The organism is Nonomuraea sp. NPDC052129, assembly GCF_040680095.1.
Classification (GTDB): domain Bacteria; phylum Actinomycetota; class Actinomycetes; order Streptosporangiales; family Streptosporangiaceae; genus Nonomuraea.
Genome location: NZ_JBFAVX010000005.1, coordinates 198557 through 224309, shown reverse-complemented (window position 1 = coordinate 224309; position 25753 = coordinate 198557). Strand labels below are relative to the sequence as shown.

22 protein-coding genes are annotated in these 25753 nt (G+C 70.0%); 11 read left to right on the top strand and 11 right to left on the bottom strand.

The window, feature by feature from the left end:
- Window positions 1-390: 390 nt before the first annotated feature.
- Window positions 391-996: a hypothetical protein gene (locus AB0L53_RS14865; RefSeq protein WP_363993376.1), complete on the bottom strand. Its 606-nt coding sequence runs from the start codon at window positions 994-996 to the stop codon at window positions 391-393.
- 402 nt (window positions 997-1398) lie between these two features.
- On the opposite strand from AB0L53_RS14865, the gene AB0L53_RS14860 reads away from it, so the two are divergent.
- Complete coding sequence (locus AB0L53_RS14860) at window positions 1399-1764, top strand: ACT domain-containing protein (RefSeq protein WP_363993375.1); 366 nt, start codon at window positions 1399-1401, stop codon at window positions 1762-1764.
- 562 nt (window positions 1765-2326) lie between these two features.
- On the opposite strand, the gene AB0L53_RS14855 is transcribed toward AB0L53_RS14860, so the two are convergent.
- Entirely contained in the window at window positions 2327-3352 is a 1026-nt protein-coding gene (locus AB0L53_RS14855) for a LacI family DNA-binding transcriptional regulator (protein ID WP_363993374.1), read from the bottom strand.
- 160 nt (window positions 3353-3512) lie between these two features.
- On the opposite strand from AB0L53_RS14855, the gene AB0L53_RS14850 reads away from it, so the two are divergent.
- The 6 genes from AB0L53_RS14850 to AB0L53_RS14825 all read left to right on the top strand — a co-directional run bounded on the left by AB0L53_RS14850 (window position 3513) and on the right by AB0L53_RS14825 (window position 9460).
- A complete protein-coding gene (locus tag AB0L53_RS14850; RefSeq protein ID WP_358537631.1) occupies window positions 3513-4328 on the top strand; it encodes an ABC transporter permease in 816 nt (271 codons plus the stop codon).
- 40 nt (window positions 4329-4368) lie between these two features.
- The gene (locus tag AB0L53_RS14845) at window positions 4369-5391 is read left to right on the top strand and encodes an ABC transporter substrate-binding protein (RefSeq protein WP_363993373.1); all 1023 of its coding nucleotides are present in this window, start codon (window positions 4369-4371) and stop codon (window positions 5389-5391) included.
- Between the two features lie 2 nt (window positions 5392-5393).
- Window positions 5394-6176, top strand: coding sequence for an ABC transporter ATP-binding protein (locus AB0L53_RS14840; RefSeq protein WP_357941155.1), 783 nt, complete (start codon window positions 5394-5396; stop codon window positions 6174-6176).
- A gap of 39 nt (window positions 6177-6215) precedes the next feature.
- The gene (locus AB0L53_RS14835; RefSeq protein WP_363993372.1) at window positions 6216-6950 is read left to right on the top strand and encodes a hypothetical protein; all 735 of its coding nucleotides are present in this window, start codon (window positions 6216-6218) and stop codon (window positions 6948-6950) included.
- 120 nt (window positions 6951-7070) lie between these two features.
- On the top strand, window positions 7071-8525 hold the full coding sequence (locus AB0L53_RS14830; RefSeq protein WP_363993371.1) for a PQQ-dependent sugar dehydrogenase: 1455 nt from the start codon (window positions 7071-7073) through the stop codon (window positions 8523-8525).
- Window positions 8522-9460, top strand: a complete 939-nt coding sequence (locus AB0L53_RS14825; RefSeq protein ID WP_363993370.1) for a hypothetical protein — start codon at window positions 8522-8524, stop codon at window positions 9458-9460. Before AB0L53_RS14830 ends, AB0L53_RS14825 begins: the two co-directional genes overlap by 4 nt.
- Before the next feature lie 44 nt (window positions 9461-9504).
- Here AB0L53_RS14825 and AB0L53_RS14820 read toward each other — a convergent pair whose 3' ends face one another.
- The 8 genes from AB0L53_RS14820 to AB0L53_RS14785 all read right to left on the bottom strand — a co-directional run bounded on the left by AB0L53_RS14820 (window position 9505) and on the right by AB0L53_RS14785 (window position 18468).
- Window positions 9505-9960, bottom strand: a complete 456-nt coding sequence (locus tag AB0L53_RS14820; RefSeq protein WP_357941147.1) for a hypothetical protein — start codon at window positions 9958-9960, stop codon at window positions 9505-9507.
- 131 nt (window positions 9961-10091) lie between these two features.
- Window positions 10092-11144, bottom strand: coding sequence for a hypothetical protein (locus AB0L53_RS14815; RefSeq protein ID WP_363993369.1), 1053 nt, complete (start codon window positions 11142-11144; stop codon window positions 10092-10094).
- An 87-nt stretch (window positions 11145-11231) separates the two neighbouring features.
- Window positions 11232-13610 carry an aerobic carbon-monoxide dehydrogenase large subunit gene (gene cutA / locus AB0L53_RS14810; protein ID WP_363993368.1) on the bottom strand — a complete coding sequence of 793 codons (2379 nt, stop codon included), beginning with the start codon at window positions 13608-13610 and terminating at the stop codon, window positions 11232-11234.
- Window positions 13611-13612: 2 nt separating this feature from the next.
- Window positions 13613-14095, bottom strand: coding sequence for a (2Fe-2S)-binding protein (locus tag AB0L53_RS14805; RefSeq protein ID WP_357941142.1), 483 nt, complete (start codon window positions 14093-14095; stop codon window positions 13613-13615).
- A gap of 11 nt (window positions 14096-14106) precedes the next feature.
- Complete coding sequence (locus tag AB0L53_RS14800) at window positions 14107-15030, bottom strand: FAD binding domain-containing protein (RefSeq protein ID WP_363993367.1); 924 nt, start codon at window positions 15028-15030, stop codon at window positions 14107-14109.
- Window positions 15027-16409: a solute carrier family 23 protein gene (locus AB0L53_RS14795; RefSeq protein WP_363993366.1), complete on the bottom strand. Its 1383-nt coding sequence runs from the start codon at window positions 16407-16409 to the stop codon at window positions 15027-15029. Before AB0L53_RS14795 ends, AB0L53_RS14800 begins: the two co-directional genes overlap by 4 nt.
- A 203-nt stretch (window positions 16410-16612) precedes the next feature.
- Window positions 16613-16816 (bottom strand): RNA-binding S4 domain-containing protein, encoded by a 204-nt coding sequence (locus AB0L53_RS14790; protein ID WP_357941136.1) that lies wholly within the window; start codon window positions 16814-16816, stop codon window positions 16613-16615.
- Between the two features lie 11 nt (window positions 16817-16827).
- Window positions 16828-18468 (bottom strand): PucR family transcriptional regulator ligand-binding domain-containing protein, encoded by a 1641-nt coding sequence (locus tag AB0L53_RS14785; protein WP_363993365.1) that lies wholly within the window; start codon window positions 18466-18468, stop codon window positions 16828-16830.
- Between the two features lie 131 nt (window positions 18469-18599).
- Here AB0L53_RS14785 and AB0L53_RS14780 point away from each other — a divergent pair, with 131 nt between their 5' ends.
- The 4 genes from AB0L53_RS14780 (at window position 18600) to AB0L53_RS14765 (ending at window position 24865) form a co-directional block, all read left to right on the top strand.
- Window positions 18600-19517, top strand: a complete 918-nt coding sequence (locus AB0L53_RS14780) for a DUF2877 domain-containing protein (protein WP_363993364.1) — start codon at window positions 18600-18602, stop codon at window positions 19515-19517.
- Window positions 19514-20863, top strand: coding sequence for an FdrA family protein (locus AB0L53_RS14775; RefSeq protein ID WP_363993363.1), 1350 nt, complete (start codon window positions 19514-19516; stop codon window positions 20861-20863). Before AB0L53_RS14780 ends, AB0L53_RS14775 begins: the two co-directional genes overlap by 4 nt.
- Window positions 20860-22242, top strand: a complete 1383-nt coding sequence (locus AB0L53_RS14770; RefSeq protein ID WP_363993362.1) for a DUF1116 domain-containing protein — start codon at window positions 20860-20862, stop codon at window positions 22240-22242. Before AB0L53_RS14775 ends, AB0L53_RS14770 begins: the two co-directional genes overlap by 4 nt.
- A gap of 226 nt (window positions 22243-22468) precedes the next feature.
- On the top strand, window positions 22469-24865 hold the full coding sequence (locus AB0L53_RS14765) for a protein kinase (protein WP_363993361.1): 2397 nt from the start codon (window positions 22469-22471) through the stop codon (window positions 24863-24865).
- Window positions 24866-24930: 65 nt separating this feature from the next.
- On the opposite strand, the gene AB0L53_RS14760 is transcribed toward AB0L53_RS14765, so the two are convergent.
- The gene (locus tag AB0L53_RS14760; protein WP_363993360.1) at window positions 24931-25713 is read right to left on the bottom strand and encodes an alpha/beta fold hydrolase; all 783 of its coding nucleotides are present in this window, start codon (window positions 25711-25713) and stop codon (window positions 24931-24933) included.
- Window positions 25714-25753 lie beyond the last annotated feature (40 nt).

Genomic DNA, 25753 nt, shown 5'->3' with positions numbered 1-25753 from the left:
GACGATACTGCTGGGGTTGCTCGGCTTTGGGCTGGCTGGACTGATGCTGGGAATCTTCGTAAGTCGGGGCTATGGCATGATCCGCCCAACAACCCCCGTCCCTCGTCTGCTGGGCGGGTACGTCTTCGGTGTGGCTCTCATCGCAGGAGCCCTCCTTGTCCGGATCAGGCCTGGCGTGGTGAAGTCGATCGTCCTTCTGATTGGTATCGGAACATTCGCTCTGCTCCTGGCCTTGGGCGGATTCATAGTGTCCCTGGCCTTGCATTTTGAGTGACTCCAACCTCGGGGCGCACACTACGGCCATGGGCACCAGCATTGAAGATCGCGATGTGTCGCTGGAGCACCAGACCGTCACGACCCATGACTCTACGCATTCAGCCGATGCAGCCGTCAATCAAGAAGGCCCGACAATTCGGCCATAAGGGCGGATGGCACCTCACTTCTGAGAAAGCGGTTGTCCATGCCGCACCACTTGCTCCAGACGGTTACGCCGGCGGGAGGCCCTTGGGCATATCGGAAGACAAGACGGATGGCCGGCGTCGCTCCAGTAGGGCAAGCACCGTCATCTCTTTGCGCCGGCTGAGAGGCAATCTTGGCCGATATATCTTTCGCAACGTCTTCGCCGTATGCCGTCTTTTGTGGCGCCGTGTCGCTGAGCTTGCAAACGGTAAACCCGATCGAACCCTTGGGAACCATGCGCCTTTCCTGCCCGATCCTTCCGCGCCCTGGTTCACACTGGTCTGCCGGACTGAGGGATGGCCAGCGCCTCGTGGTGTAGGCCGTGCTCACTGCGTCTCCGACATAGGAAATCGTACGGAATACGCCGTTCGTGGTCACCACGCACTGGTTGTCGTCATAGGCGGTTCCGATCCATGACACGCTGCCATGGCTGTAGCGCAGTCGGATGAGGTAGCTGTGCGGTATGGAACCGATCAGAGAGCAGGCTCGCCAGGACGGTAGAGCAGCAACGGGAAGATGGTTGAAATCCGTCACCATCGCGGCGAGTCCATCGGCCAGCCGTTGTGGTGCGGCCGCTCGAGACCCCCTCGCATCGTAGGCGCAGATATCCGCTTCTAGCGGGGTGCCCGGCACCAGGTGTTCACGGGTTCCCGATCCTACGAATGGCACCCAGTCCCCTGGCGTCTTCCCTGCCCACCTATTCGGGCATTCTGCCAGGGCCGATGCTGGCGGCAGGACAGGTGCGGCGCATGCTGATGCGGCGAGTAACACTAGTGCGCTCGCCATCATAGCGATGGCCTTTCTCACGGTCCTTAGTGCTGTGACCGGAGGCGTTTGCGGGGTGCCCACGGCAAAACGAGCGTGTGGGGTTACGGAATCTCTAGTAGACACCCGTCCATGAACCCACTGACGACCCAACACCTGCGAATCGTATCTCCAGTGTTCGCCATCGAGCAGCTCCCGCATGCGGCCTCGCCCGCGGACGACTGGATCGTGCTTGTCCGCGCGCCCGAAGGGTTGACCGTTGTTCGTGCGGCCCAGCCTCTGGACTCAGCGGAACGGTGGATCGGTTTTTACGGTGACGCCACAGCCCACGGCCTGGACGTTCCTGGGATGTTGTCGGCGATCGTCAAGCCGCTGGCAGAGGCAGCGATCCCGGTGTTCGTCGCATCGACTTCCCACGCCGACTTGGTTCTGGTTCCTCAGCAGAGAAGGCAGCAGGCCGTCGTCGCCCTGGAGGAAGCGGGACATCAGGTGGAAAGTGCGAACGGCGAGGACGGTGAACCTTTCTGGTCACAGCATTAGACGCATGGCGTCCTTGGTCGTTTGCCGGAAAATCCCGACGCTTGGTCCATCCGGCCTTCCGCGATTTCGGCAAGAACCTTGAAACCGAACATCAACGAGCTCTGGACAGCCAGGAGGCCATTGCTGTCGGTCGGGCGAGGAGCCCCCGAATGGCTCGAGGGCGTATTCAACAGCATGCAGAACGGAGTAGGGGCTGCCGTCGAATTCATCAAAGATCTTGGTGGCAAGGCGATCGAGATCGGCGAAAAAGCCTTCCGTAAGCTCTACTCTTACATTTGGAACGCACAACGAAGAAGGGGCACGCGCAAGAGTGCAAGGTGGTCGATCGGGTCGCCTCCACAGAGGCATGGAAGCTTCTCGCAGAACTCGGCATCGTGCCTTGCTGAACTGCGAATGATCCCTGGCATGCCGCCTTACTCTTCTGGCGAAGCGCTGGGAAGGCAGTCCGAGCGAAGCGAGGCCCGCCAGGGGGCGGGCGTGAGCCCGCCTGGGGGACGTCCGGAGCGAAGCGGAGGCCCTTTGAGGGCGGGTCGGCTGGAAGAACGCCCGACGCGGAGGTCCTTTACGGCGGCCCGATGGTGCTGGCGCGCAAGATCACCGTACCCGGTACCCGTTCGATTCGCCGTCGTCCCCGGCTCCCGTCCCGCAGGGCCAGAGCGATCACCCGCTCCCCCATCTCCTCCAACGGTAGCGACACCGTCGTCAGCGGTGGTGTCAGGTCCCGTACCACCGGGATGTCGTCGAAGCCCGCCAGCGACACGTCCTCCGGCACTCGCAGCCCGCGTTCCCGCAAGGCGGCCAGCGCTCCCACCGCCATCACGTCGGTGGCGGCGAACAGGCAGGTGGCGTCGAGCCCCCGGTCCAGGAGGGCGGACGCGCCGGCGTAGCCGCCCTCGCGGTTGAACGGGCCCTCCTCGATCTGGTCGACCGTCACCCCGGCCGCCGCCAGGGCGTCGCGGAAGCCGGCGACCCGGTCCACGACGGTGCTGAGGCCGGGCGGGCCCGACAGGATGGCGAAGCGGCGGTGGCCGAGGGCGAGCAGGGCGCGGGCCAGGGCGGCGGCGCCCTCGCGGTTCTCCGGAAGTACGGTGTCGACGGGCAGGCTGCGGTGCCGGCTGACCACGGCGACCCGGCCGCCGGCGTTCAGGTAGGGGCGCAGTTCGACGTCCATGGCCCGTTCCCAGCCGCGATCCTCGAAGCCGGAGCCGATCAGCAGGATCGCGCGGGCCCGCTGGGCGCGCAGCATGGAGACGTAGGCCACCTCGCGCGTGCTGTCGCGGAACGTGCTGGCCAGCATCACCAGCAGGTCGCGCTGCGCGGCGGCGCGCATGACGCCTCTGGCGATGCCGGAGAAGTAGGGGTCGCTGACGTCGTGGCAGATGACGCCGACGGTCTCGTTGGAGGCCCGGACGAGGGCTTGGGCGTGGGCGTTCGGTGTGTACGCGAGCTCGGAGGCGGCGGCCTCGACCCGGTCGCGCAGGTCTTCGCGGACCTTGGCGGTGCCGTTGAGGACACGTGAGGCGGTGGCTAGGGAGACTCCGGCGGCCATGGCCACATCCCGGAGAGTGACGTGAACGCGATCGGCCACTCGCCCTCCTGTAACAGGAAGTTAACGACCATTGACCCCTGGACCATGCCGGGTTAGCGTACCGCAGGAAAGCGCTTTCAGATAGCGCTTTCTCGCATTTGGCCTGATGGCACGCGATGGAGGGATACCTTCGATCGTGGTACAGACCGCTGATGGAATCGTGCGGCGCGAGAGTCCGAGCTCGCGCGACCGCGTTTTAGAACTGGCGGACCGGTCCTGGCGGCCGTTCGCCCTGCTCGCCGCCTGCTACGCGATCTGGTGGGCGATCACCGAGTTCGAGATCGTGCCCAGGTTCCTCGTACCCTCGCCCGGAGTCACCCTCCAGGTGATGGCCGACAAGGCCGGCTACCTCGCCCACCACACCTTGGTGACCGGCTACGAGACGGTGCTCGGCTTCGCCATCGCCGTCGTCGTCGGCGTCGCCGCGGCCGTGCTGATGGTGGCCTCGGCGGAGGTCGAGAAGACCCTCTATCCGCTGCTGCTGTTCGCGCAGGTCGTCCCGAAGATCGCGATCGCCCCGCTGTTCGTGGTCTGGCTCGGGTTCGGGCTGACGCCCAGGATCGTGGTCGCCGTGCTGATCGCGTTCTTCCCCGTCGTCATCTCCATGGTCACCGGCCTGAAGTCGGTGGATCCGGAGATGCTCCAGCTGGCTTCGACCATGGGCGCGAGCCCGGCGAAGACCTTCGCCAAGATCAGGTTTCCCGCCTCCCTGCCGTTCCTGTTCTCCGGGTTGAAAGTCGCCGTGACGCTCGCCGTCACCGGGGCGGTCGTGGGCGAGTTCGTCGGCGGCAACGACGGGCTCGGCTCGGTCATCCTGCAGGCCAACGGCAACATCGACACGCCCATGCTCTTCGCGGGACTCCTCGTCATGTCCCTGCTCGGCGTCGTGCTCTTCGTCGCCGTCGAGTTCGCCGAGCGGCTGTTGCTGCCCTGGCACGCCAGCCGCCGCGGCGACGCCGTCACCGTCACGTACTGAGGAAGTCATTCCATCGAGGACGTCACCCACTGAGGACGCCATGAAGACACGCACGCTGATCGCCGCCATAGCCCCGGCTCTGCTCCTGTTCGCCACCGCGTGCGGCTCCGGCGGCGGCGAGAAGACCACCAGCTCGTCGGGCAAGCAGCTCGACAAGGCCACGCTCACCCTCAACTGGTATCCGTACGGCGAGCACGCGCCCTTCTACTACGGCAAGACGAAGGGCATCTTCGAAAAGCACGGCATCGACCTGACCATCCAGGCCGGGCAGGGCTCGCAGAAGACCGTCCAGGCCACCGGCGCCGGCCAGACGGACTTCGGCTGGGCCGACACCCCCGCGCTGCTCGGCGGTGTGAGCTCGGGCGTGCCGGTGAAGAGCCTGGGCGTCTTCCTGCAGACGACCCCGGCCTCGGTGCAGTTCTTCCAGGAGAAGAACATCACCAAGCCGGCGGACCTGAAGGGCAAGACGATCGCCTCGACGGCCGGTGACGCGCTCACCAAGACCTTCCCGGTGTTCCTCAAGGCCAACGGGATGAGCGACGCCGACGTCAAGCTGCAGAACACCGACCCGGCGGGCAAGATCGCGGCGGTCATGTCGGGGCAGACGGACGCGCTGCTCGGCTACGCCTCCGACCAGGGCCCGACCATGCAGAACAAGGCCGGCAAGCCGGTCGCGTACCTGCGCTTCTCCGAGTTCGGCCTGAACTACTACAGCAACGGCCTGCTCACCTCCTCCTCCTTCCTGCAGAGCAAGGCCGACCTGGTCAAGCGGATGGTCGCGGCCACCAGCGAGGCGTGGGCGGCGGCGGAGAAGGACCAGCAGGCCGCGGTGGACGCCATGAAGGGCGCCTCGGAGCAGCTGCCGCCGGCTCAGGTACTGCTCGACCAGTTCAAGACCACGACCACGCTGCTGCACACCGACGCCACCCAGGGACAGCCGCCGGGCGTCAACACCGAGGCCGACTGGCAGAAGACGATCGACACCTTCGCCAAGGCCGGGATGGTCTCCAACCCGCAGGCGCCCAGCGCCTACTGGGACGCCAGCGTGGCGCCGAAGGGATGACCGTGACGCAACAGGCACCCGCCGTCGAGATCGACAAGGTGGCGGTGCGGTTCCGATCGAAGAAGCGCGACGTGGTCGCGCTGGAGAACGTGTCGATGGACGTCCGCCCCGGCGAGTTCGTGTCCATCGTGGGCCCGTCGGGATGCGGCAAGTCGACGCTGCTCAAGCTGGTCTCCGGGCTGCTCAAGCCGTCGGCGGGCGCGGTGCGGCTGCTCGGCGGCACGGTCGGCGGCCCGCGCCACGACGTCGGGTACGTCTTCCAGCGCGCCGCCCTGCTGGAGTGGCGTTCGGCGCGCAAGAACATCCTGCTGCAGGCCGAGATGCGCGACATGCCGCAGAAGGAGGCCGCCGCCAGGGCCGACGAGCTGATCGAGATGACCGGGCTGACGGGCTTCGAGGACGCGTTGCCGCATGAGCTGTCCGGCGGGATGCAGCAGCGGGTGGCGCTGTGCCGCGCGCTGCTGCACCGGCCGCCGGTGCTGCTCATGGACGAGCCGTTCGGCGCGCTGGACGCCCTGACCCGGGAGCAGATGAACATCGAGCTGCACCGCATCTGGCACGAGACCGAGACCACGGTCCTGCTCGTCACGCACTCCATCGCCGAGGCGGTCTACCTGGGCAACCGGGTGATCGTCATGACACCGCGACCCGGCACGATCGCCGAGGTCATCGACGTGGCGCTGCCGCGGGTACGTGACTACGCGGCGACCATGTCCCAGCCCGCCTTCGCCGCCGCGACAAGCCACATCCGCGACCTGCTGGGGGCCGCCACGCACAACGATTGACCGCTCGGATCCGCCCCCTCCCCCACTGAGAGGATTCCGATGCCCACATTCGTCCGCTTGTGCGCGCTCGCACTGGTGCTGGTCCTGGCCCAGTTCATCGCGCCCACCGCCCACGCCGCCGACCAGGTGGAAGCCGCCGCGAAAGCTCCCGACTGCACGTTGGGCCGCACGGTCGTCCGCAAGACCAACGCCGCCACCAGCTGGGCCCCGGTGACCCCCGCCAAGTGGCAGTTCCCCGGCGACCAGGTGATCCTCGCCGAAGCCGGGGAAGCGCGCCCCGGCCCGCGCCGCCCCTTCGAGTACGCCGTGCTGACCAAGGGCCCCGTCTTCGGCTCGGTGCAGATCGACGCCGAGGTACGGCTGGACACCCCGACGAGCATCAGCAACCGCGACGTGATCATCGTGTTCGGCTACCGCTCCGACCTGCAGTTCAACTACGCCCACCTGTCGCAGGACAACACCATCTATCCCCACAACGGGATCTTCGTGGTGAACAACGCCGACCGCCTGCGTATCGACGACCAGTGGAACGGCCAGGTCGGCGCGCCGCCCGCGGTCACCGATGAGGCGTGGCACAAGGTCCACGTCCGCTACTGCGCGGACACCGGCCGCATCGAGGTCTTCATGGACGGCTCCACGACACCGCTGATCACGGCCACGGACCGGACGTTCCCCTCGGGCCGCGTCGGCTTCGGCTCGTTCGACAACATCGGGCGGGTGCGCAACCTGACCGTCACCGGCACACCGGCCTGCGCCGAGCGCTCCCAACCCTGACCGTCACGGGCACAACCCGAACACTCACAACCCTGACGTCACCCTTCTTGACTCCCCTCCCTTCTCCCTTTACCGTCCCCGGTAAGCGCTTTCCAACAACCCCTCAGGTGGTGCACAGGAATGCCGAAATCCCCCCTCCGCTACCTCTTAGCCGCACTGCTGGCGACCGCGCTCTGGGCGCCGCCGGCAGCCGCGATGGACTCGACCCCGATCGACGATCCCATTCCGGAGAATCCCACCGCGTCCGGTCTCACGCTGACGCTGACCGAATACGCGACCTTCCCCAAGACCGAACCGGTCCCCACGCCCACCGACCAGCGGCTGATGCGCTGGGCCAGGATCAACAACATCGGCGAGATCCCCGACGGGTCGCGGCGCCAGTTCGTCAACGACCTCAACGGCAAGCTGTACCTGTTGAAGAACGGCCAGCCGCAGGAGTACCTCGACGTCGGTGCCACGTTCGCGCCGGACTTCCTCTCCGGCCGCGGTCTGGGCTCCGGGTTCGGGTACGTCGCCTTCCATCCGGACTTCGCCCGTAACGGCAAGTTCTACACCGTACACACCGAGTGGGGCGCGGCCCTCACCACCAAGACGCCGGACCTGACGCCGCAGCCCGACACCAAGTTCCACGGCGTGATCACCGAGTGGACGGCCACGAACCCGAAGGCCGACACCTTCAGCGGCACCCGCCGAGAGGTGCTCAGGCTCGGCTTCAACGGCCAGGTGCACGGCATCCAGCAGATCGACTTCAACCCGTACGCGCGGCGCCGGGACGCCGACTACGGCCTGCTCTACGTCGCCTCGGGCGACGGCGGCCGGGGCGTGTCGAGCGACGACCCGCAGAACCTGGCCATCCCGCAGGGCAAGGTGCTGCGCATCGACCCCCTGGGCACGAACGCCGCCAACGGCAAGTACGGCATCCCGGCCAAGAACCCGTTCGTCACCAAGGCCGGCGCGATCGGCGAGATCTACGCGTACGGCATGCGCGACCCGCACCGCTTCAGCTGGGACCCGCAGGGCAACCGCCTGTTCCTCGGCCATATCGGCGAGCACGCCATCGAGGCCATCTACGAGGTCAAGGCCGGCGACAACCTGGGCTGGAGCGAGCGCGAAGGCTCCTTCGTGTTCAACAAGGCCGACCGCTGCCACCTGTACACGCTGCCCGACAATGACGCCTCGTTCGGCTACACCTACCCGGTCGCGGCCTACGACCACGACCCGCCGCCCGGCCACTCCTGCACGGCCGACAGCGGTCACGCGGTGGCCGGTGGGTTCGTCTATCGCGGCACGCGGCTGCCGCTGCTGTACGGCAAATACCTGTTCGGCGACATCGTCGACGGCCGCGTCTTCTTCACCATCGCCAGCCAGATGCGGCAGGGCGGCCCGCGGGCCACGATCTACCAGCCCAAGCTCGTGAACGCGAGCGGCGCCACGGTCACCATGAAGGATCTGGCCGGCGACGCCCGGGTGGACCTGCGCCTGAGCCGCGACGGCGCGGGCGAGCTCTACCTGCTGTCCAAGGCCAACGGCAAGATCTGGAAGGTCACCGGCGCCTGCATGACGGCGACGCCATGAGGCACCGCTATCTGGCCCCGGTGGTGGCTCTCGTCCTGACGACGACGCTCGCCACCCCGGCCGCCGCCCACGACCGGCCCGGCGTACTGCCCACGCTGCGCCACAACCTCATCGCCGCCTACGACTTCGAACACCCGGTCCCCGAAAACCCCGCGCAGGAGCGCGACCAGGGCAGGTCGGGCACGGACATCACGCTGATCAACGGCGGTGCCGCCATGCGCAACGACGACGGCGCGCATCGGGGCAGCCGCCACTCGATCCAGCTCCAGCAGGTGAACCCCACCACGATGGGCAACGACGACTGGAAGGCCGGGATCTACTCCGAGACCGGAGTGCCCACCCTCCACGCCTTCAACGCCGTCAAGGGCGCCACCGTCATGGGCTGGTTCAAGATGACCGGCGAGAACCCCAGCCTCAACTCCAACACCGCGGACCCGGCCGACCGCTACGGAGCGATCGGGCTGGCCGGGGTGCTCACCGGCAACTCCCAGGGCCATGACGTCAGAGCGCTGCTCGAACTCATCACGGTCAACGGGGAGCTGCGCGTGGTCGCGCTGGGCAGGCGCGTCGACGGCAGCAGTTCCCAGACCTTCGCCGCGAGCGAACCGTGGCAGAGCGTGCTTCCTCAGGATGAATGGGTCTTCCTGGCGGCCACGTTCGACTACGACAACGCCGCGATGAAGCTCTACAAGAACGGCCGCCCGCTCGACGGCTTCTACACGCTCACGGGCGATCCGTGGGGCGTGGAGGGGGCGCCGGAGCCCGATCTCACCTCGGCCACCGACCCCAGAGGCATCAAGATCGGCGGTAGCTATCCGCAGAACACCAGAGAGAACAACCCCTGTAACTGCCGGATGGACGATCTGATGTTCCTCGACAGGGTCGCGGCCCCCCTGGAGATCTGGGCCCAGTACAAGCTGGCGACCCGAGGCTGAACGACTGGGGCTGGGAGGACTCCCACCGCCTTCCCAGCCCTCCGTCAGCCGTTAGTCTGCATCTGTTTGGTCCTGTGGTCCTTGAGATGGAGCTCACCGTGGAGACGCTCCTTCAAAGCGTCAAGCACCTTGCGGCTGGACAGCACGGTCCATCGGTTGCCGACCAGGTGCGGGTTGTATTCGGGCGCGGTGTCCATCCAGGCGTCCTTGCCGGCCTGGGTGGCGAACGTCGACACGAAGAACTGACCCTCGTCGGTCTGGCAGAAGCCCGTACGAATGTCCTTGGCGTTGACCTGGATCTTCGGCTTGCACCCGACCTTCTCGGCCAGTTGCTCGACGGTGTAGACGTTGTTGTCGACCGTGGCGGGCTTCTGCACGATGGGCTCGCCCCCGGCCATCGCGGCACTCTGGCCGGCTCCTACGGAACCGCTGGCGTTCGTACAACCGGCCACGAGCCCGACCAGCAGCGCAGTAGCGGCCAGACGTGGAAATGTCGTCATGTGCCGAGATACGCAACCCCCGTAGGTGGGGTTCACTCCGGCCGAGATTAAACCGAGATTCACCCGAGACCTCAGCCCGAGAACCGCGCTCTCAGCCGGAGAACCGCGCTATCAGCCCAAGAGCCGAGGTCTCAGCGCAGGACGACGCAGCCGCGCTCCACCAGGCGGCGCAGCGCGTCAGGCTCGCCGTCGAGCTTGTTCCAGCGCAGGTCGAGCTTCTCCAGCGCGGGCAGCTCGCCAAGGCTCTCGGGCAGCGTCCTGAGCCGGTTGTTACGCAGATCCAGGTGCGTGAGCCGAGCCAGGCCCGCGACCGCGCCGGGCAGCGCGCGCAGCTGGTTGTTCCGCAGGTCGAGCACGCGCAGTTCGCCGAGCCCGCCGATCGAGTCAGGCACCGCGGCCAGCCGGTTGCCCTGCAGATGCAGCTCGCGCAGCCGGCCCAGCCCGCCGATCGAGTCAGGCAGCGTCTCCAGCCGGTTGTTGTAGAGCCGCAGCTCGACCAGCGACGCCATGCGGCCGAGCGCCTCGGGCAGGCCGGTCAGCCGGTTGTCGGTCACGTTGAGGTAGGCGAGCCGGTCGAGCCGGCCGATCGCGGCGGGCACCTCGGTGAACCGGTTGTCGCTCAGGTAGAGGTAGTCGGTCAGGCCCAGGTCGCCGATCTCCGGCGGGATCGTGGCGAGGTCGTTGTGCCCGAGATCGAGCATGCGCAGCCCGGTCAGCCCGCCGATCGCCGCGGGCACCTCGGTGAGTGCGTTCTCGGCCAGGTTGAGCGATTCGAGCCGGGTCAGCTTCCACAGCGCGTCGGGCACGGCGGTCAGCCGGTTGCCGCCCGCCGCCAGGTGCCGCAGCCCGCCGCCGAGCCGCTCGGGCAGCGTCTCGATGGCGTTGCCGTACAGGTACAGCGTCTCCAGGTACGGCGGGCAGCCGGGCACCTCGGGCAGCCGGTTGCCGTCGAGGTGCAGCGCCCGCAGCGCGGTGAGTCCCGTCAGGTCCGGCAGCGAGCGCAGGCGGTTGCCGTCGAGCCGGAGTTCGGCCAGCGACGTCAGGCCGCCCAGCCACGCGGGGAGCTCGGTGAGCTCGTTCCAGGCCAGGTCGATCAGCCGGACATCGCTGAGCTCGGCGGGGTCCGAGCCGGGGAACGTGGTCAGGCCCGCGCCGGGTGCGCGCAGTTCATCATGGATCGTCACGGCGCCGATCCTCGCACGCCGCCACCGGAAGCACGCCGCCGCCGGAAGCACGCCGCCACCGGAAGCACGCCGCCACCGGAAGCCCGGTTAAGTGCCCGGCTGGGCGTCCGGCCCGGCGAGGTTCCTGAGGTCGAACAGCTCGGACGGCGAGATCGGCATGCGGTCGATCTCGATGCCCTCCGCGTCCTCTATCGCCCCCGCGATCACCGCCGAGACCGGGATCACCCCGGCCTCCCCCGCCCCCTTGATGCCGAGCGGGTTGAGCGGCGACGGCGTCTCCAGGTGGGCGGTCTCGATGTGCGGGATCTCCGTCACGTACGGCATGAGGAAGTCCATGAACGAGGCGTTGAGCAGCTGCCCGTGCCCGTCGTACACCATCCGCTCGTACAGGGCGCCGCCGATGCCCTGGGCCACTCCGCCGTGGATCTGCCCCTCCACGATCATCGGGTTGATCAGCCGGCCGCAGTCGTGCACGACCGCGTACCGCAGGACCTTGATCTCGGCGGTCAGCGGGTCGGTCTCGACGATGGCGGCGTGCATCCCGGCCGCGAACGTGGACCTGATCGGCGAGTAGTAGTCACGACCCTCCAGCCCCGGCTCCTCGCCCTCGGCCACCGGCGGTTTGTCGGGCGAGGAGATGCCGGAGAACTGGGTGGCCTTGGCCGTCTCCTCGTCGAAGGCGTACCGCAGCGGGTTGGCCAGGACCGCGACCGTGGACAGCGGGATCGAGGCGGTCGGGGCACCCACGACGTGCACCAGGCCGTCGGCGATCTCCAGGTCGGCCGGGTCGGCCTCCAGCGCGTCGGCGGCGATGCGCAGCGCCTTCTCCCGCACCTTGCGGCAGGCCAGCGCGATGGCGTTGCCGCTCATCACCGCCGCGCGGGAGGCGAACGTGCCGACCGCGTACCCGAACCTGCGCGTGTCGCCGGTGACGACCGAGATCCGCTCGATGGGCACGCCCAGCTCGCTGGCGGCGATCTGGGCGAACACGGTCTCGTGGCCCTGCCCCTGTGAGGTGAGCCCGGTGGAGACGTGTACGCGGCCGTCGGAGGTGATCTGGACGTGGCCGCCCTCGTAGGGGCCGACGCCGGTGCCCTCGACGTAGCAGCCGATGCCGATGCCCCGGTGCCGGCCGGGTTCGAAGTCGTCCCAACCGATGAGCTCCTTGAGCATGCGGAGCATCTCCGGGTAGTCGCCGCTGTCGTAGATCAGCGGGCGTCCGTCCTGGAAGATCAGGCCCTGGTCGTAGGGGAACTCGTCGGGGCGGATGAAGTTCACCGCGCGCACCTCGGTGCGGTCCTTGCCCAGGTAGCGGGCTATCTTGTCCATCGTCCGCTCCATGCAGAACACCGCCTGCGGCCGCCCCGCGCCCCGGTACGGGGTGACCTGCACGGTGTTGGTGTAGACGGCGGAGAACTCGACCCGGTAGGCCCCGATCCGGTACGGCCCGAGCAGCTGCGTCGAGGTGATGATCGGGACGATGATCCCGTACGGCGTGTAGGCCCCGTGATCGTGCAGGATCGTCACGTCCAGCCCCTGAACCACCCCGTCGTCGTCGAACCCGACCCTGACGTGCTGCACCTGGCCCCGCTCGTGGGCGGAGGAGATGAAGTGCTCGCGCCGGTCCTCGGTCCACTTGACCTCCTGGCCGAGCCGCATCGCCGCCCACGGCACCAGGATCTCCTCCGGCCACGGGTGCACGATCTTCACCCCGAACCCGCCGCCCACGTCGGGCGCGATCACCTCGACGTGCGGCAGGGGCAGGCCCAGGGCCGCGGCGACGGCCATGCGGACACTGGTCGAGGTCTGGGTACTGGTGTAGACGCGCAGGTCGGAGCCGTCCCAGCGGGCGTACACGCCGCGGCCCTCCAGCGGCATGCTGGCGCTGCGCTCGATGTCGAGCCGGAAGCTCAGCGTGTGCGGCGACGCCTCGATGGCCTCGCGGGCGCCCCGGCCCGCCTGGTTCGGCACCTCCTGCACCAGATGGGCGCCCACGTTGCCCGGTACGTCCTCATGGACAAGCTGCGCGCCCTGAACCGCCTCCTCGATGCCCACGACCGGCTTGAGCGGCTCGTAGTCGACCTCGATCAGCGCACAGGCGTCCTCGGCGAGGTAACGGTCCCTGGCCACGACCATCACCACGGGCTCGCCCACATGCCGGACGACGTCTCTGGCCAAGGGGTAGGCGGTGCGGCCGTGGGTGAGCGCGGGATGCGGGATCAGCAGGGGCAGGGGCCGGCCCACGCGCTCGGGCAGGTCCTCCCAGGTGTAGATGGCGACCAGGCCGTCCACGTCGAGCGCGGCGCTCACGTCGACGTCGCGGACGCGGGCGTGGGCGTGCGGCGAGCGCACGAACGCCGCGGCCAGCGCGCCGGAGCCCAGGTCGTCGAGGTAGCGGCCCCCGCCGGTGAGCAGCCTGGGGTCCTCCCGGCGCTGGACCGGCTCCCCGAACAGCCTGGTGGTCATCCCTAGGTCTCCTCGGCGATCAGCTCCGCCGCCCGGTGGACGGCCTTTACGATGTTCTGGTAGCCGGTGCAGCGGCACAGGTTGCCGGAGATGCCGTCGACCACCTCCTCGTCGGTGGGCGCCGGGTTGTCGCGCAGCAGCGCGGTCACCGTGCACAGGAAGCCCGGCGTGCAGAAGCCGCACTGCAGCCCGTGGCACTCCGCGAACGCCCGCTGCACCGCCGACATCCCCTCCGGCCCGGCCAGCCCCTCCACCGTGGTGATCTCGCTCCCGTCGACGGTCACGGCGAACGTCAGGCATGAGCGCACCGGCTCGCCGTCCAGCAGCACCGTGCAGCAGCCGCACACGCCGTGCTCGCACCCCACGTGCGTACCGGTCAGCCCGAGGTCGTGGCGCAGGCAGTCGGACAGCAGCCGCCGGCCGGGCACCCGCACCCGCCGCGCGGCCCCGTTCACCACCAGCGTGATCTCGCGCTCGCGCTCCAATCCGGCCTCCCTCACGTACTTGCTGGGCTGCTACCCCACGGTCCCGCCGCCTCACGAGCCGTGTCCTTGAGCGCCGCCTCACGGGCGGCGTCCTTCAGCGCCTGCTCGGCGAGGACGCCGACCAGATGCAGCCGGTAGGCGGCGCTCGCGTGGATGTCGTCGTCCGGCTCGGTCCCTTCCCGTACGGCCCGCGCCACGCCCGCCCAGTCGACGCTGGAGGCGGGACGGCGTTCGCACAGCGCGCCCACGTCCACGACCACCGGCACGGGGCCGACGCTGACGCAGGCCACCCGGGCGGCGGTGACGCGCAGGTCGTCGTCCAGCGTGACCAGCGCGCACACCCCGGCCAGGGCGTAGTCGCCGTGCCTCCTGGCCACCTCGCGGAACGCCGTACCCGACCGTTCCGGCAGTGCCGGGAAATATGCGGAAACGGCGAGTTCGCCCGGCTGGACGGCCGACTCCATCGGCCCGACGAAGAAGTCGGCGGCCGTCACCTCCCGGCTCACCACGCCCTCGGCGGCGTCCAGCCGGGACAGCCGTACCGACCCGCCGAGCAGGGCCAGCACGGCGGGCAGCTCGGCGGCCGGGTCGGCGTGCACCAGGCTGCCCACCACCGTGCCCCTGTTGCGGATCACCGGGTGGGCGACCAGCCGGAGCGCCTGCCGCAGCAGCGGATGCCCGGCCAGCCGCTCCACCTGGGCGTGCCTGGCCAGCGCGCCCACGGTGACGCCTTCGGGGGCGAGGTCGAGGGTGGCCAGCGACTCGACGCGGTTGATGTCGACCAGATGCTCGGGCGCCGCCAGCCGCATGTTGAGCATGGGGATCAGGCTCTGGCCGCCCGCGAGCACCTTGCCGCGCGGGCCCACCTGGGCGAGGACGTCCAGGGCCTCGCCCAGGTCGCGTGGCGCGTGGTGTTCGAAGGGCGGCGGCTTCACCCGGCCTCTCTCCCCGCGGCAGCTGTGTCGGCGGGCCGCCCGGCGATGACGCGCAGCAGGTGGTAGCCGCCCACCACGACGATCGTGCCGAACGCGATGCCCTCCAGCCGGAAGTCGCCGCTGATCAACTGCTTCACCGGTCCGATCGCCAGGATGATGCCCGCGCCGATGGGGACCATGTTGACCGGGTCGGCGAAGTTCACCCGGTTCTCGATCCAGATCTTGGCGCCGAGCAGGCCGATCATGCCGTACAGGATGACCGTCACGCCGCCCAGAACGCCTTCCGGTGTCGCGGAGACCAGCGCGCCGAACTTCGGGCTGAGCCCGAACAGGATGGCGATGAGGGCGGCGATGTAGTAGGCGGCGGTGGAGTAGACCTTGGTGGCGGCCATGACGCCGATGTTCTCGGCGTAGGTGGTGGTGGGCGAGCCGCCGACGGCGCTGGTCACCACGGTGGCCAGGCCGTCGGCGGCGATGGCGCGGCCGATGTACGGGTCGACGTCGGTGCGCGTCATCTCTCCCACGGCCTTGACATGACCGATGTTCTCCGCGATCAGCGCGATCACCGCGGGCAGCACGAGCAGCACGGCCGAGAACTTGAAGTCTGGCAGATGAAACGGCGGCAGGCCGAACCATGGCGCCGCCTCCAGCTTGGAGAAGTCGACGCGCAGATGCGGGGCGATCTTGAGCGCGCCGTCGGTGTAGGCCGGGACCTGGCCGAAGAGCTGGTCGGCCACCCAGGACAGCGCGTAGCCGACGATCAGGCCGAGCAGGATGCCGATGCGCCCGATGAAGCCCTTGAACGCCACCACGATCACGAACGTCACCAGCATCGTGATCAGCGCCATCCACTGGTCCTTGGGCCAGTAGACGTCCGCCACCACGTAGGCCAGCCCGAACCCGATCAGCATGACCACCGCGCCGGTGACGATCGGCGGGAAGATCCGGTGGATGATCTGCACACCGAGGAAGTGCACGGCGAGCCCGGCCAGCGCGAGCACGAACCCGACGATGAGGATCGCCCCGGTTACGATGGCATCGGCGCCAGGGGTGTCACCGCCGAACACCGCCCTGATGGCCAGCACACCGCCCACGAAGGACGCGCTGGTGCCCAGGTAGCTGGGGATCTTGCCCTTCACGATCAGCAGGAACATGATCGTGGCCACGCCGGACATCATGATCGCGACATTGGGGCTCAACCCCATCACCAGCGGGAACACGAACGTCGCGCCGAACATCGCGATCACATGCTGCGCGCCGAACCCGATCATGCGCGGCCAGGTCAGCCGCTCGTCGGGCTTGACGACCTCTCCGGGAGCCAGATGCTTGCCGTCGCCGTGTTTGGTCCAACTGAAAAGTTTGGTCCAACCGAAAACCATGTGAGCCCCTCTTCACCCGGGCTGCCGCTTCCAGTGCCGCCCCGCAGGCTCCTTCCGCATCCCGCTCCAGATTCGTGCTGCCGATGCGGGCACATTAGGCCCGTGGGCGCGCTCGTACACGGGCATGATCTGCCAAATTCGCTTTCCTGACCAGAGGAGTGGTCGCGCACTACCTTCGAGGGGGTTCGGTGAGCGGTCAGCTCTCAGTGCACCCGGATCGAGAACCCCTCCCCGGTCACCACCTGCCCCGTCCGGATCTTGCACGTCTTCCGGAGCTCCACCTCCCCGTCCACCGACACCATCCCCTCGGCGATCAGGTGTTTGGCCATGCCGCCCGTCTCCGTGACCCCGCAGTACTTCAGCAGGTCACACAGCGGGATGAAGTCGGAGCGCAGTTCGAAGTCCACGACCACTCAGCCTAGATGCCCCGCATGCGCAGCACGTGCAGGGCCAGGGTCAGGTTGAGGCGCAGGTGGGGGTCGTCGGTGAAGTTGCCGAGCAGGCGCTCCAGCTTGCCGATGCGGTAGCGCAGCGTGTTGTAGTGGAAGTGCAGCCGCCTGGCCGTCTCCGCCACGTTGAGGTTCGTCTCCAGGAGCACCTGCAGGGTCCTGCGCAGGTCGGAGTTCTCGGCGTCGTCGTCCAGGGCCAGCGGGCCCAGCGTCTCGCGGACGAACGCGTGCAGTTCCTCCGTGTCGTTCACCAGCGACAGCAGCCGATACACGCCCAGCTGGTCGAAGTGGGCCACCGCGCCGGGGCCGTGGAGCTGGCGGCCGACGCGGGCCGCCTTCAGGGCCTGCGAGTACGCCTCGGGCAGCAGGTCGGCGCCGGGCGACGGACGGGAGGTGCCGGTCGAGAACGTGGCGGGCGGCACGTCGGCGAAGGCGGAGGCGGCGTCCTTGGCCACCCTGGCGGCGTCCACCGTGGCGTCCAGTACGGCCACCACCTCGTGCGAGAAGCCCGCGACCGCGCCCTGGGGGTCGTGGCGGCGCATCGCCGCGACCCAGCACGAGACCAGGCGGTCCTGGGTGGCGCGTTCGTCGCCGTCCGGGTCGAGTTCGGCGACCAGCACGGTGACGGGCCGTTCCAGATCCCAGCCGAACGCCCTGGCCCGCGCCGTGACGCGCTCGGCCGTGCCCGCCCGGCCGGTGAGCACGTCGCGCAGGAAGTCGGCCCGGTACTTGCTCTCGACGGCGTTGACCGCCTCCTGCCTGGTGACGACGAGCGCGGCGACGGTCGCGGCGCGCTCCAATATGCCGACGTCGCTGTCACGGAGCGTCCCGGCCGGGCTGTAGGCGACGATGCGGCCGTGGTGGTGGCCGCCCGCGAGGACGGGAACGGAGGCGAACGCGCGTGTGCGGCCCGCCGTACCGGAAGCGGGCCTGCCGGAAGGGGTGCGGCCCGAGGCGGGGACGAGCGGCGGTCCCTCGTGCGCGATCGACTCCCACAGGAGGGTCACGTGGTCGGGCGGCCCGGCCGTGGCGAGCACCCGCCCGCCGCCGTCCACCGCCGCCACCGCCACGTCGAGCAGCGCGGCCACCTCGGCGGTCACCTCGTCCAGCCCGCCGCCGGCCAGCACCACCTGGACCAGCGCCCGGTGCGCCTCCTCGGCGCGGGCGAGCACGGCGGCCTGGCGGTTGAGGATGTCGGTCAGCACCTGGTTCAGGATGTCGTCGAAGCCGACGTCGTTCGGCAGCAGGATGAGCGGGAACCCGAGCCGGTCCGCCTGCTCGACCATCTCGTCGGGCAGCTTGTCCACATACCTGCCGAGCTTGATCGCCAGGGCCGCCAGCTTGCGCTCGTCGAGGTCGGCCACCAGGCGGCCGAGCGACTGGGGGGTGTTGCGCAGCGGGTAGCCGGTGGTCAGCAGCAACTCGTGCGGCTTGACCCAGGCCAGGATGTCCGGCACCTCCATGACGTTGAGGCGCTGCACGATGCGGCCCAGCCCGCTCTCCCCGGCGATGAGGCGGGCGTCCGCGAGGGTCGATACGCCGAGCACCTCCCCCACCGAGACGCCGTGGGTGATCGTGCCCGTGCTCGCGAGACGGACTGGGGGCTCCATGTGGAGATTGTGACCCCAGAAGCGGTCTGTCAGGAAGAGCCAACCTTCACGCTGACTCTTGGCAAATTTCTCCGTACGGACGGTTGTGCGGCACGTTCTACGGTCAGGTCCAGAGCCGGTAGGGAGGTTCGGTGACCGTCGGTATTCATGCGAGGCACCCGCGTACCCATGTGACAGGAGCGGCCAGCGCGGCGGTACGCCCTGTGCTGGCGGCGCCGCGCAGTCCCGCGCGGGTGCTGGCCGTCTTCCCCGCCGGGGTGTACCTGGAGGTCAGGACGGAGCTGGAGCCGTCCGTGCTGGCCGTCATCACGGGCGCGGCGACGCGGCTGCCCAACTCCGTGCTGTTGGCCGCCGAGCTGCCGCGCGTCACTGTGGGTGACGAGGCCGCCGTGGGCGACGGCGCCATCGAGCTGGGGCGGCTGAGCGTGCGGGCGCGCCGCTGGTGGGATCCCGCGCCGCCGCTCGGCCGGGTCGATCCCGTACGGCTCAGGCAGGCCGCCCCTCGCCTGACCCCCGGCGAGCCGGGACTGGCGGGCAACGAGGCCATCGAACTCCTGGCGGCCGGCTGCGCGAGCGGCCGGTTGCTGGGCGCGGTGACGGCGGCCGAGCGGCTGGTCGGCCTCGGTCCGGGACTGACGCCGAGCGGGGACGACGTGCTGGCCGGGCTGCTGGTGACGCTCAGGCACCTCGGCGCGGCGGCCGGGGCGCAGCGGGCGGTGTGGCTGGCGGACTGGCTGGCCGCGGCCGTAACGTACGACGCCCGCACCCGTACGACACCGATCTCGGCGACCCTCCTGCACTGCGCGGCCAGAGGCGAGGCCAGCCCCGAGGTGATCGCCGTGCTGCGCGGCATCGCCGGGCGGCAGGAGCTCGAACCGGCGCGGCGGCAGCTGCGGCGGCTCGGCCACACCTCCGGGTCCGACCTGCTCCAGGGCATCTCCATCGGTCTCGACACCGTCCTGGCCATGACAGCGGCCATGACGGAGGCCATGACGGAGGCCATGACGGACGCCCCGGATCCGGCCCGCGCCTTGAGCGTGACCGGATGACCCGCGACGCGGTGCTGCTGCGCAAGGGCGTCTACCACGACTCGGTCACCCTCATGCGCGTGAGCCGCTCGCTGTCGGATCTGCCCGGCATGCGGGTGGCCATCGTCGCCATGGCCACGGAACTGAACCTCGCCTTGGCCCGCGACCTGGGCTTCGACCTGCCCTCCGCCGACCCGGGCGACCTGCTCGTCGCCCTGCGCGGCGACAGCGTGGACACCGCCACCGGCGAGCTCGACCACGCCCTGGCCCGGCTGTCCGCCTCCCGGACCCAGGCGGCCGCCGACCAACCCCCGCTCACCACCCTCTCGGCGGCCAGAAGCCCGGCCGACCTGGTGCTCGTGTCGGTTCCGGGAGAGCACGCGTTCGCCGAGGCGCTCGACGCGGTCCACGCGGGACTGCCCGTGATGATCTTCAGCGACGGCGTGCCGGTCGCCCAGGAGCGGCGGCTCAAGCTGCTGGCCGAGGAGCGGGACGTGCTGGTCATGGGCCCCGACTGCGGCACCTCCGTGATCGCCGGGGTGGGGCTGGGGTTCGCCAACGTGCTCAGGCCGGGTCCGATCGGCGTCGTCGCGGCCTCCGGCACCGGCGCCCAGCAGGTGACGTCCCTGCTCGACCAGGCGGGCGCCGGGGTCACCCACGTGCTCGGCGTGGGCGGCAGGGACCTGTCGGCCGAGGTGGGCGGGCTGTCGGCGATGCGGGCGCTGCGCATGCTGGACGAGGACCCGGCCACGGAGCTGATCGTGCTGGTCTCCAAGCGGCCCGACCCGGCGGTGGCGCGGGCCGTACAGGAGGTGGTGGAGACGCTGGGCACGCCGGTCGTCTCGGCGCTGCTCGGGGAGCGCGATCTGACGGCGGCCACGGAGGAGGCGCTGCGCGCCCTCGGCCGGCCCGTCCCCGCCTGGGAGTCGTGGCCCGGCTGGTCGCCCACGTCGGCGTACACGAAGCTCAAGGGCGTCTACTCGGGCGGCACGCTGTGCGCCGAGGCGAGCCTGATCGCCGGGGCGGGCGAGTTCACCGACTACGGCGACGACGCCTACACCAGGGGCCGCGCCCATCCGATGATCGACCCGACGCTCCGCCTGGAGGCCCTCGCCCAGGTGGAGCCGGGCGACGTGATCCTCATGGACGTCGTGCTCGGCCACGGCGCCGACCCCGACCCGGCCGCCTCCCTCGCCTCGGCCGTCGCCCACGCCACCCACCACGGAGCCACCGTCGTCGTCGCGCTCATCGGCACCGAGGGCGACCCCCAGGGCCTGCACCGGCAGGCCGCGGCGTTCCGCGAGGCGGGCGCCACCGTCTACACCTCCAACGCCCAAGCCGCCCGGCACGCCAGGAACCTCCTTTGACTCTGCTCTCCGGTCCGCCCCACGTGATCACCGTCGGCGCCGCCCTCCTCCAGGAGTCGCTCGACGCGCAGGCCGTGCCCACGACCGCCGTCGCGTGGCGCCCGCCCCTGCCCGGCACCGCGGACGCGCTCGCGCGGGTGCTCGCCGACCCGCGCCTGCCCGCGGCCAACGAACGAGCCGTCGGCCGCCTGACCTCGGCCCGCCCCCAGCTCGTCGGGGTACGGCGGGCCTCGGAGGTGCTCGACCTGCCGGAGCGGATGTTCCTGCACGCGGGGCCGCCTATCGACTGGGAGCGCGCGTCGGGCCCGATGCGCGGGGCGCTGATCGGCGCGATGCTGCTCGAGGAGTACGCCCACGACGTGCCGGCGGCCGAGGAGCTGCTGGCCGCCGGCCGGGTACGCCTGGAGCCCTGCCATCGGCACGCCACGGTCGGCCCGATGGCGGGCGTGGTGAGCCCGTCGATGTGGATGCTGGAGGTACGCGACACCGAACACGGCGGCACGGCGTACTGCTCGCTCAACGAAGGCCTGGGCAAGGTGCTGCGCTACGGCGCGTACGGGCCCGAGGTGCTGGAGCGGCTGCAGTGGATGGACCGGGTGCTCGGGCCCGTCCTGTCGGCCGCGATCGAGCTGGGCGGCCCGATCGACCTGCGCGCGATGATCGCGCAGGCGCTGCAGATGGGCGACGAACTGCACAACCGCAACCGCGCCGCCACCTCGCTGTTCCTGCGCGAGCTGGCCCCCTGGGTGGTCGAGGCCGCGGCCGGCAGCGCCGCCGAGGTGCTGCGCTTCGTCAACGGCAACGACCACTTCTTCCTGAACGCCGCCATGGCCGCGGGCAAGGTGAGCACCGACGCGGCCAGGAACGTACCCGGCTCCTCGATGGTCGTCGCCATGGCCCGCAACGGCACCGACTTCGGGGTACAGGTCTCGGGGCTGGGCGATCGGTGGTTCACCGGTCCTGCGGGCGTGCCGGACGGGCTCTACCTCGGCGCGTACGGCCCGGCGGACGCCAACCCGGACATCGGCGACTCCACGATCACCGAGACGTCGGGCCTGGGCGGCTTCGCGATGGCGGCGTCCCCGGCCATCGTGCGGTTCGTCGGCGGCGAGGTGGCGGACGCGGTGGCGGCGACCCGGTCCATGTACGAGATCACGCTGGCCGAGCATCCCGCCTACCAGATCCCGGGGCTCGGCTTCCGCGGCACACCGGTCGGCATCGACATCACCCTGGTGGCCAGGACCGGCGTGTTGCCCGTCGTCAACACCGGCATCGCGGGCCGCGTGGCGGGCACCGGCCAGGTCGGCGCGGGCCTGGTGAAGCCCCCGGTAGAGGCATTTACCGCCGCGTTGCACGCCCTGGCCGCCGACCGTAATTGATCCAATTGATGGGCGATATTGCGACACGTCAAGGCATTTGTAAGAGCCGAGTTGTGGTTCCCTTGGGAATGACCTGCCTATATCGTGGCCAACGCTCATAATCTTGACGTATGGCGGCGCGACGCTTGTGACCGATGAGGCTGGAGATTGGGGCGGGAACATGGCAGCCGACCGCTTGCTCAGCGGACCCGGTGCGGAGGGAAACGCTTCACAGAGCCAGGGTCGTTTGATCGGCAGGCGCTACCGGTTGATGTCACCGGTCGGCCGGGGCGGCATGGGGATGGTGTGGCACGCGCATGATGTGCTGCTCGCCCGTGACGTGGCGGTCAAGGAGCTGATCCTGCCGTACGGGCTCGACCAGGCGGGCAAGCAGGTGGCCCACCGGCGCATGCTGCGCGAGGCCAGGTCCGCCGCGCGACTGACGCACCCCGGCATCGTGACCGTGCACGACGTCGTCGAGGAGGACGGCCGGCCGTGGATCGTCATGGAGCTGGTCCGGGCGTGGTCCCTGGAGCAGGCGGTCCGGCAGAGCGGACCCCTCCCGGTGATCCAGGCCGCCGAGATCGGCATCCGGGTGCTCGACGCGGTCCGGCACGCGCACGCGGCCGGCATCCTGCACCGTGACATCAAGCCGGGCAACGTCCTGCTCACCTCCGACCGCGTGGTGCTGACCGACTTCGGCATCGCCGCGATCGAGGGCGACGTCACGATCACGCAGACCGGGCTGCTCATGGGCTCGCCCGCCTACATCCCGCCGGAGCGGCTGTCCGGGCAGTCGATCACCCAGGCGGCCGACCTGTGGTCGTTCGGGGCGACGATGTACGCGGCCGTGGAGGGGCGCCCGCCGTACGAGGGGCCGGACCCCATCGCGGTGCTGGGCGCGGTCCTCACGCAGGACCCCGTCACGCCGCAGCGGGCGGGCGCGCTGGCACCGGTGATCGAGGGCCTGCTGCGCAAGAACCCGGCCGAACGTCTCACCGCCGAGCAGGTCGGCGAGCTGCTGGAGCGGATCCTGCACGCCCACGGCTCGACCCGCCCGCGACCCGCCGAGACCTCGCGGTCACTGCCCACGCAGGCGGACTCGACGCCCGCCGGGTTGCTGCCGCCGTTCGACTCGCTGTCCGGGCCGATGCCGTCGCGGATCGTGGAGACGCCCTCAGGGCCGGTACGCGTCCCGTACGACCCACTGAACAGCCCTTCGGGCGGCTACTCCATGCCCTACGAGGGGATGTCGAGCCCGTCGGGCAGCCACCGCACGGACGCGCTGCCGTCGCTGCCCCGGGCGGACGGGTTCGAGGCGTTCACCAGCCAGTCGGGGTCGCACCGGATACCGGAGGCCGGGGAGCGCCCGCCGACGGGGCCGCACCCGTCGCTGAGCGATCCGGCCGGACCGTCCTTGGTGCGTCCCCTTCCGGGCAGCTACCCGTCAGGCAGCTACCCGTCAGGCAGCTACCCGTCAGGCAGCTACCCGTCGGGCAGCTTCCCGTCGGGCAGCTTCCCGTCGGGCAGCTTCCCGTCCGGGCCCGTGTCCTCGCCGGGCTCCCCGCTGGACGGGCCGCCGTCGTCGCCGGGCTTTCCAGCGAGTGGACCGCCGTCGTCACCGGGCTTCCCAGCAGGCGGGCCACCGTCGTCGCCAAGTTTCCCGTCCAGCGGGCCTCCGTCGTCGCCGGGCTTCCCGTCGGGCGGGCCGCTCGGTGCGCCGCCGTCGTTCGGCGGGTCGTCGGGATCCCATCGGGCCTCTGACAGCGGGGCGTTCGGGAGCCCTTCGGGGCCGCGCCGGATCCCGGAATCGCGTGCGGACGCCCCGAGCCCGTCGGGCCCGCAGCCGATCCTGCCCCTGACCAGCGACAGCCGCGCCGCCCCCTGGCCGCTGGCCTCGCCGGACCACCTGCGCGACCAGGCCATCGACCTGTCACGCGACCTGACCCACGACCGTCTCACCAAGCTGCCCAGCGCCACCTCGGAGCGCCTGACCAAGAGCAGGCGCAGGCACGAGGACGACGATGAGGGCGGCTGGCTCCGCGACGGCCGCCCCACCCCGCGCCTGATCGTCACGGGCATCGCCACCATCGGCGTGATCGTGGCCGTCGTCCTGTACGTCCGCACGGGCAGCGCACCCGCGCCGGTGCCGAGCGTGGCGATCACCCAGGAGGTGTCGTCGCCACCCGCCGCCGATCCCCTGACGGCGACCGTGCCCAAGGGCTTCAGCGAGCAGACCCCGCCCGGCTTCTCCGCCGCCGTCCCCGACGGCTGGAAGCTGACCGCGTCAGGTGGCGACGCCACCTTCACCGGGCCCAAGGACTCCGGCATGACGACCCGCATCGAGCAGACGACCCCGCAGCAGGACGGGGGCCTGTCGGAACTGACCCGCGAGGAGGCGGCCGGTCGCGTCGACGGCTACATCCAGGTCCAGCTCCAGGCGACGCGGTATCGCGACTGGAAGGCCGCCGACTGGGAGTACACCTACACCCTGGCCAACGGCGTCCCCATGCACGCGCTGACCCGGTTCGTCACGATCGACGACACCAACGCGTACAAGATCACCTTCAACATGCCCGAACTCAAGTGGGACGACCAGGCCGAAACCCGCAAGGTCTTCTTCGACACCTTCCGCCAGACGTGACCACGTGAGACCCAGCCACCGCGTCATGAGCGCGGATGGGTGGAGCGCGGCCGGGATCTGAACGGTTACCGCACGCCGAGAGCGCGGTCGAGGAAGTCGCGGACCGTCGTGGCCAATTCGGCGCGGTGGTCGGACAGGGCGTGGTCGGTGGCCCATTCGTGGTGTTCGAGCGCCGCCCCCGCGTACGCGGGCAGCAGCGGCCGGTGGTGCACCGCGGCGGGCGTCACGGGGTCGAGTCCGGTCCCGATCAGCATCACCGGGCGCCCGGCGAACGCGGGTGCCAGCGAGGCCAGGCTCCACCCCTCCCCCGCGGCCTCCATCTCGGCCACCAGCGCTTCACCACTGGTGCCGGTGAGCGGGAGCAACTCACCGTCGAACGCCTCGACGTACTCCCGCCGCCCTTCGGCGTCGAGCCCGCGGGAGGCCGTACCCATGTCGAAGGCGGACACCGACACGGTTGCCGCGATGCCCGGATCCGCGGCGGCCGTCATCAGCGCGACGAACCCGCCGAAGCTGTGTCCGACAACGGCGACCCGCTCCGGGTCGAGCCGGTGCTCGGCCGCGAACGGCTTCTCCCGCACGGCAGCCACCACCCGCGCCGCGTCCGCCAGGCCGTTCCCCCACGACCAGTCCCCACCGACCCCCCAAGAGCCCCGGTAGTGGAAGACCAGGCTGGCGTACCCCGCCTGGCGCAGCGCCTGGGCCAGATCGAAGTTGCGCTCATTGCCGGGAAACCCGTGCAGCACCACCACGGTCGGATGCGGCCCCTCGCCCGCCGGCAGGTGCAGCACTCCCAGCAACGGGACCCCGTCACTGTCGAAGGTCACCGCAGGTGTGGCAGCTCTCACAAGGCTCTCCTCGCTCGGAATGATCGGTACGCTAACAGCC

Bases quoted from the DNA above. Each gene is read 5' to 3' on its own strand.
- AB0L53_RS14865 (WP_363993376.1), bottom strand. From the start codon at position 996: ATGGTGACGGATTTCAACCATCTTCCCGTTGCTGCTCTACCGTCCTGG.
- AB0L53_RS14845 (WP_363993373.1), top strand. From the start codon at position 4,369: ATGAAGACACGCACGCTGATCGCCGCCATAGCCCCGGCTCTGCTCCTG.
- AB0L53_RS14835 (WP_363993372.1), top strand. From the start codon at position 6,216: ATGCCCACATTCGTCCGCTTGTGCGCGCTCGCACTGGTGCTGGTCCTG.
- AB0L53_RS14830 (WP_363993371.1), top strand. From the start codon at position 7,071: ATGCCGAAATCCCCCCTCCGCTACCTCTTAGCCGCACTGCTGGCGACC.
- AB0L53_RS14825 (WP_363993370.1), top strand. From the start codon at position 8,522: ATGAGGCACCGCTATCTGGCCCCGGTGGTGGCTCTCGTCCTGACGACG.
- AB0L53_RS14820 (WP_357941147.1), bottom strand. From the start codon at position 9,960: ATGACGACATTTCCACGTCTGGCCGCTACTGCGCTGCTGGTCGGGCTC.
- cutA (WP_363993368.1), bottom strand. From the start codon at position 13,610: ATGACCACCAGGCTGTTCGGGGAGCCGGTCCAGCGCCGGGAGGACCCC.
- AB0L53_RS14795 (WP_363993366.1), bottom strand. From the start codon at position 16,409: ATGGTTTTCGGTTGGACCAAACTTTTCAGTTGGACCAAACACGGCGAC.
- AB0L53_RS14785 (WP_363993365.1), bottom strand. From the start codon at position 18,468: ATGGAGCCCCCAGTCCGTCTCGCGAGCACGGGCACGATCACCCACGGC.
- AB0L53_RS14775 (WP_363993363.1), top strand. From the start codon at position 19,514: ATGACCCGCGACGCGGTGCTGCTGCGCAAGGGCGTCTACCACGACTCG.